The organism is Gammaproteobacteria bacterium (assembly GCA_013696315.1).
GTDB lineage: Bacteria > Pseudomonadota > Gammaproteobacteria > JACCYU01 > JACCYU01 > JACCYU01.
In genome coordinates this window covers 1-6700 of sequence record JACCYU010000124.1, presented here as the reverse complement: position 1 = coordinate 6700, position 6700 = coordinate 1, and the positions used below count along the sequence as shown (strand labels likewise).

6 protein-coding genes and 1 pseudogene are annotated in these 6700 nt (G+C 61.1%); 4 read left to right on the top strand and 3 right to left on the bottom strand.

Translation table 11 applies throughout. The features are described from left to right. Positions 1-212: 212 nt before the first annotated feature. Both H0V34_07615 and H0V34_07610 read left to right on the top strand, forming a co-directional pair. Positions 213-2203: pseudogene (locus H0V34_07615) on the top strand (TonB-dependent receptor). 155 nt (positions 2204-2358) lie between these two features. Beyond that, positions 2359-2952, top strand: coding sequence for a CBS domain-containing protein (locus H0V34_07610; GenBank protein MBA2491567.1), 594 nt, complete (start codon positions 2359-2361; stop codon positions 2950-2952). Between the two features lie 107 nt (positions 2953-3059). Here the strand turns inward: H0V34_07610 and H0V34_07605 are convergent, their stop codons facing one another. Then, complete coding sequence (locus H0V34_07605; protein MBA2491566.1) at positions 3060-3263, bottom strand: cold-shock protein; 204 nt, start codon at positions 3261-3263, stop codon at positions 3060-3062. Positions 3264-3590: 327 nt separating this feature from the next. Here H0V34_07605 and can point away from each other — a divergent pair, with 327 nt between their 5' ends. Continuing rightward, positions 3591-4238 carry a carbonate dehydratase gene (can, locus tag H0V34_07600; GenBank protein ID MBA2491565.1) on the top strand — a complete coding sequence of 216 codons (648 nt, stop codon included), beginning with the start codon at positions 3591-3593 and terminating at the stop codon, positions 4236-4238. A 54-nt stretch (positions 4239-4292) separates the two neighbouring features. On the opposite strand, the gene H0V34_07595 is transcribed toward can, so the two are convergent. Next, positions 4293-4844 (bottom strand): hypothetical protein, encoded by a 552-nt coding sequence (locus H0V34_07595; protein ID MBA2491564.1) that lies wholly within the window; start codon positions 4842-4844, stop codon positions 4293-4295. Further along, the gene (locus H0V34_07590; GenBank protein MBA2491563.1) at positions 4790-5476 is read right to left on the bottom strand and encodes a hypothetical protein; all 687 of its coding nucleotides are present in this window, start codon (positions 5474-5476) and stop codon (positions 4790-4792) included. Before H0V34_07590 ends, H0V34_07595 begins: the two co-directional genes overlap by 55 nt. A gap of 769 nt (positions 5477-6245) precedes the next feature. Here H0V34_07590 and H0V34_07585 point away from each other — a divergent pair. Then, a partial coding sequence (locus H0V34_07585) for a Slp family lipoprotein (protein MBA2491562.1) occupies positions 6246-6700 on the top strand: 455 nt, incomplete at its 3' end.

Sequence of the window (6700 nt, the reverse complement as noted above, 5' to 3'; positions counted from 1 at the left end):
ACCTGCCACACCGCGTCGACGCGGTTCCGTACCCACCACGCACGCGCTCCACCGATCGACCTCGCCTGACCTGCAAAACATAGCTGAAGGCGGCGCCAACACGCCGCCTCCTTGGCGTTTCCGATCGAGAGTTTGTTCCCCGTCAAAGCCAGACATCCGGCTGTCTTGATTCGCGGGGTGCATTGGAGCCGGGCATGAATACGAGAATTAGTATGGGTTTTGTGCTCGCCTGCGCGGGTACGCAAGCGTCAACGGCGCAGGAGCCGGGCCAGGCGATTGAGCTGGGTCCGGTGACCGTCACGGCAAGCCCGCTGGACGAGCCCGAACTGGAGATCGCGCGTCCAGTGTCGGTGCTGCGCGGCGAGGATTTGCGCAGGAAAATAGCCCCCACCATCGGTGAGACCCTGGCCAGAGAGCCGGGTGTCAGCGCCAGCGATTTCGGTCAGGGCGCGAGCCGGCCGGTAATTCGCGGTCTGGACGCGCCGCGCGTGCGCGTGCTGGAGAACGGCATCGGCTCGATGGATGTTTCCGGCATCAGCGCGGATCACGCCATCGGCATCGAGCCGCTGGGCGCGCCAGGTGGAGATCCTGCCCTCGACCCTGCTGTACGGTAGCGGCGCGATCGGCGGTGTGGTCAATGTGGTGACCAACCGCATCCCCGATTACGTGCCTGAAACGCTGGAGTCCGAGGTGGATGTGCGCTATGGCAGCGCCGCCGAGGAACGCACCGGGCGCTTTGATCTGACAGGCGGCATCGGTGACAACTTCGCTTTGCACCTGGACGGCACCGGCCGCGAAACCAATGACTACGAGATCCCGAACGAGGCCGCAGACGACCCGCAAACGTTCGCCTCCGACGGGACACTGGTCAACAGCGCCGTGGACATCGACAGTTTTTCGGGCGGCGGTTCCTACGTCGGCGACCGCGGCTTTGTCGGCGCCGCCGTCAGCCGACTCTTGACCGAATATGGCATTCCCGGCGCCGAAGGCGTCTTCATCGACGCCGATCAGACCCGGTACGATCTCAAGGGCGAGCTGCGCGAACCATTGCCCGGCTTCGAGCGCCTGACCGCGGATGCTGGTTACAACGACTACGAACATACCGAGTTCGAGGGTTCCGGCGAGCCCGGCACGCGGTTCGACAACGAAGAGTACGAAGCCCGTCTGGAGCTGCTGCACCACCCGCTGGCGGGCTGGTCGGGCGCGGTGGGCGTGCAGTACCGCGACCAGGATTTCGCGTCGCTCTGCGAGGAGGCGTTCGTCGCGCCAACACGAACGCAGGCACTGGCCGCGTTTATCGTCGAGGAGCGGGCATTCGGCTCGCTAACGCTGGAGTTGGGCGGTCGTTACGAGCGCCAGGAAGCCGAAGCCTCTGGTGGCAACCCCGACGCCGATCACGATCTTTACAGCATATCGGCCGGCGCCATTTACAAGTTCACTGAGGATTACGCGTTCAACATCTCCGCCACGCGTTCGCAACGCGCACCGGCGGCGCAGGAACTTTACGCTGGCGGTGCGCATCTGGCCACCTTGACCTTCGAGCGGGGCGACCCGGAGCTGAACGAGGAAACCGCGCACAGCCCTAGATGTGGGTATACGCAAGACCGCTGGGCGCGTGACCTGGAACGTGAACGCGCTCGCCAACCTGATCGATGACTTTATCTTTCTGCAAGGTGTCGACGGCAACGGCGATGGCCTGATCGATCGCCTGAACGAGTCAGGCGAGCTCGACCCGGCCGGCGAGCTGGTGTCCACCGCTTACGCGCAGCAGGACGCCGAGTTTTACGGCGGCGAGGTGGAAGGCGTTATCGGCCTGCTGCAAGGGCCGGGCAGCGTGCTGGACTTGCGGGTATTCGCCGATTACGTGCGCGGCGGGCTGCGTGACGGCGGCGACTTGCCGCGGATAACACCACTGCGCCTCGTCGCGGGACTGGACTATACTTTGACTCGCTGGAGCGCCGGCATCGATGTGATCCGGATCGAGGAACAGGACCGGGTGGCGCCGCTGGAAACCGAAACAGATGGCTACACCCTGCTGGATGCGCGTCTCTCGTGCAGGCTGGCGAGCAACGGCGACTATGAGTTCTTCGTGCAAGGCGCCAACCTGCTCAACGAGGAGGCGCGTCGGCACACGTCGTTCCTCAAACAGAGTGCGCCGCTGCCCGGGCGCTCGGTAACGGTTGGCTTGAATGCCCGATTCTAGCCCCCGCATCGTCTGCACTCATTGTGCAACGCGGATAAGCGCCAGGTTGGCGCTCAAGCTCGCGCCGCGGCGTGTCGTTTGGCCAGACCAGGTGCTACACTTGGAATAGAGGGAGTATTCGACTCCCGCCCTTCGAGCTTCCAACGGAGGATCTCATGTCGCAATCATTTCATCCGCTGCCAACTCAGGCGCTGGCGACGGATACCGTTGTATTTCGATACCGGCAGGGGTTGCCGGTGTCCGTTAGCATGGATGCCACCGCACTGGATGTGATGACCGATCTGCTGCGCGTCAAGGTGTTTACGGTCGCGCCGGAAACACCGATCGATGATGCTTTGCAGAAGATGATTCATGCCGAGGTGCGACTGTTGATAGTGACTGGTTACGCGGACTCGGTGCTGGGTGTTATCACGGCTACCGACATTATGGGCGAGCGCCCGATCGCCATCAGTTCGGCCGAGCGCGTTCCGCATAGCGCCATTCGCGTGGAACAGGTCATGACCGCACGGGACGAAATCGGCGCGCTGCGCATGAAAGATGTCGAGCGAGCGTCCGTCGGCGATATTGTAGCGACCCTACGCGGCGCGGGCCGTCAGCACGCGATCGTGCTGGATCAGGACGACCGCGGCAAAGCCATACTGCGGGGCATCTTTTCCACCACGCAGATTGCGAAGCTCCTTGGTGTGGCTCTCGAAGCGGATGGCAAGGCGCAGAGTTTCGCGGAACTTGAACGCGCGTTGCAGGCCTGATGCGTCGGACGAATAGCTGGTGGCATACGCGCATCGCGCTGTTTATGGCGGACTGCGTGCAATGAAAACAAAAAGCCCGGCGTGGCCGGGCTTTTCAGTGGATCAGGTTACATCGGCTGAATGTTTGCAGCCTGCTTGCCCTTGGGGCCGGTGGTTACATCAAAAGACACTTTCTGGTTTTCGGCCAGCGTTTTGAAGCCTTTGGCCTGAATCGCGGAGAAATGCGCAAACAGATCATCGCCTCCGTCATCGGGCGTTATGAAGCCATAGCCCTTGGATTCGTTAAACCATTTCACAGTACCAGTTGCCATCTTGAATATTCCTAAACATAGTAAAAAAAACATAGTAAAAAAATGAGCGTAATGCCCGGACCGCATGAGACAAGATAGAGAAAATGACAAACTCAAGTACCGGCTTAATCGCAAGGACTGCTGACAGTAACTCCCCACCTTGAACACCTGCTCGCGTACTATCGTACTTTTTCCGGAGCCAAGTCAAGCGCCCTTCACTTAAACGATTATGAATATAGTTGCGTGACCGTCTCGAATCAGCGGCCTGACACCCGGGTAGCGTTGGCTTACGTCGACCCTGTCCGATTACTCCAACTTAAACCGCCGAAAATGGCTGGTACCTCTACAATGAGTGATTTAAATCATCTGTTTAACAATAATCGCGCATGGGCGCGCGAGATCGTTTCGCGCGAGCCGGATTTCTTCGCGCGCCTGTCGCGCCAGCAAGCGCCGGAATATTTATGGATCGGTTGCGCCGACAGCCGCGTGCCCGCCAACCAGATCATCGGGCTGATGCCGGGCGAGATTTTCGTGCATCGCAACGTTGCCAATGTGGTGGTGCATACGGACCTTAATTGCCTGTCCGTGCTGCAATTTGCGGTAGACGTACTCCGCGTCAAGCATGTCATCGTCTGCGGCCACTACAGTTGCGGCGGCGTGCAGGCGTCCGTGGCCGGTTCGCGCTTCGGCCTGATCGACAACTGGTTGCGTCACGTGCACGACGTCGCGCTCAAACACGCGAGCGCGCTGGCGGCGCTAGACGAATCCGACAAGGTCAATCGTCTGTGCGAACTGAATGTCATCGAGCAGGTCGCCAACGTCGCGCAGACTACCGTCGTGCGCGATGCCTGGGAACGTGGACAGCCGCTTGCCATTCACGGCTGGGTTTACGGGTTGGCCGACGGGCTGGTGCGCGACCTCAACGCGACCGTGTCGCGCGCGCAAGACGCGGTGGCTAGTCACGCGGCCGCGCTGGCAACGATCAATAATCGTTAATGCCGACAGGCGGCGCGACCAGGCGCTCGGTCGCGCGCCTGCGACACCAGCCTGCTAGATGACGGTAGCTCCTGCTTGCGCGAGTTCCATAACCGCCTGCAACGTTTTCGACAGCCGCAGGGCAAGCGCGACGGTCGTGATGGTCGGAAAGTCGCTGCCCACGGTGGGGGGCACGGAGCTGCCGGCGATGAACAGATTGCTTAACCCATGTACGCGGCAATCGGCGTCTACCACCCCGCGTCTGGGATCGGCGCTCATGCGCGTCATCCCCATGTGATGCCAGCAACCCTCGACGCCTTGCGGCCAGTTTTGTACCTGACTTTGCCATCGCTCGACCGGAATGAGGAATCCGTGGCGGTCCGTCTCGCGGCGGATCAAATCGCAGGTCCCCTGAAGGTTTTGCCTGTCCAGTTCGCCCATGCGCCAGTCGAGGCGCGCCTGATTGAGGCCCAGCATGTCGCGCCCGGAAGACAGCGTAACGCGACTATCCGGATTGGGCACCGGCTCGCAAATGGTTACCAGATGGAACTCGCGTTTGACGGATTCCGGATTCAGCCGGTTGTCGAGCACCGCGAGGCACGCCCGCGGCGCTTGACGCAGCAGCATGGCGGGTTACGCGCGGCTTCCAGCGCCACCGTCGCAAGCGGTACGCCAAACTTCTTGCGGTTGTGCATGCGATGCCACATCACTTTCAGCACGCCATACGTCGCCGACACCGAGGCGAAATAGTTCGCCACCAGATAGGTTCTCGAATTGGGCAGCCGGGCCTCACGTTGCTGTGTGAATGACGGCGCGAGGTGCGCGGCCAGGCGCAAATCCCGACTCCGTACGCGGGGCCGCGTGTGCGCCAGCGAACTGTCGTAAAGGCGGCGGTATTTGCGCTGATCTCCAAGCCGGACTTTGGTCCAGCGAAACCGCGGATGATCCATGAAATAACGCCCGACGAGATCGTTGCCGTTGCCCAGCCCCGCGCTCTGAACGCCGTTGGAAACTAGCAGCAAACGCGCGTTTTCGATGCCTCCACAGGCCAGCACCACCAGCTTCGACGATACGGAAAAGCGCACGCCATCGAGGGTCGCCACCTGCACGCAATCGACCATCGACGCCGTGACGTTCGCCTGCAACTCGGTGACGTTGGCGTTGAGAAAAACACGCAGCTTGGGCGCTTGCGCCAGACGCGTGAGATACACCTGACCGAAACGCGTCAGCGGACTGAGTTGATTGATGACATTGACCATGTCATCGCCTTGAATCGGAAAAAGCGACACCCGCTGCCGGGCCAGTTCGCTTTGCCAGTAGGCTTCAGAATACTCGTAAGGTCCGAGCTCCAGCAGCGTGTGGGCGTGCCGGTAATAAGGCCGGCATCCAGGAGCGCGCCTCGAAGTCGATGGGATCCAGAGGCCGGCACCATCCGCCCCAGCAGTTGGAGCTGCCGCCCAGAAAGCGGCTGCGCGCGGCATCCAGCGGTACATGGTCCAAACCTACGTTCTCGCCGGCGTAAAGCATTTGCGTCGCCGCATCCGAGGTCTCGCCGCCACTCTCCAGCAGCACCACACGCAGCGAGGGTCGATCAGATCCAGCGCAATGGCAATACCCGCGGCACCGCCGCCGATAATACATACGTCGGCGGAGATGACGGTATGCTAAGTTACAGTGCGGGCATCGATGATCATATCATTAGTATTGTTAAACAAAGGCTTAGTGAGTAAACAAGCCCTACATCGCAGTGCGGCCGGCCTTCGCGATCTGCCGCTTCCGCGGCTCTTGTCGATGGCGTGACGTTTCCGTACCTTAAAATGACACTTGCGAACCATAACACGTCAGTTCAGACGGGCTTAACGATTACCCCGACACACGGTGGACATCAATCCAGCCTGTTACCGGGTACGCGGAACGGGCGGCGGGTCCAACACAAGGTGGAACTAACCTACTGGCGCAACGGACATATTACAGGCAGCGCATGAATGCCGCGGGTACTCGTGGCCGTGGCTCTAATTGAGGTGCATTATGTACAGGCTCGCTAGCATGCTGCTGGGCGCGCTTCTTCTGACGGCGTGCGCCAGCCAGATTCCGCAACAGATTCGAAACGCGCCCGGGGACAGCCCGTCAGTGTCCGCCGCGCGTGCCGACGGCAAGCGGCTGACGGGTACCCGTGTCCGCTGGGGCGGCACCATTGCCAACGTCGAAAACGGCGCATCGGAGACCTTGATAGAAGTCGTCTCGCGCAGCTTAAGTGACAGCGCGCGGCCGAACGAAAGTGACGTGAGTCAGGGCCGTTTCCTGGCGCGCTTCGAGGGATTTCTGGACCCGGCCATCTATTCGAACGGCCGGCAACTCACCGTAGTGGGCGCGCTTAAGGGCGAGGAGACGCGCACTATCGACCAGTTCGATTACAGCTATCCTGTGGTCGAGGTTGAATCCCACCATCTATGGGACCCGCTACCCGAGTACCAGTATGCGCG

Bases quoted from the DNA above. Each gene is read 5' to 3' on its own strand.
- H0V34_07610 (MBA2491567.1), top strand. From the start codon at position 2,359: ATGTCGCAATCATTTCATCCGCTGCCAACTCAGGCGCTGGCGACGGAT.
- H0V34_07605 (MBA2491566.1), bottom strand. From the start codon at position 3,263: ATGGCAACTGGTACTGTGAAATGGTTTAACGAATCCAAGGGCTATGGC.
- can (MBA2491565.1), top strand. From the start codon at position 3,591: ATGAGTGATTTAAATCATCTGTTTAACAATAATCGCGCATGGGCGCGC.
- H0V34_07595 (MBA2491564.1), bottom strand. From the start codon at position 4,844: ATGCTGCTGCGTCAAGCGCCGCGGGCGTGCCTCGCGGTGCTCGACAAC.
- H0V34_07590 (MBA2491563.1), bottom strand. From the start codon at position 5,476: ATGGTCAATGTCATCAATCAACTCAGTCCGCTGACGCGTTTCGGTCAG.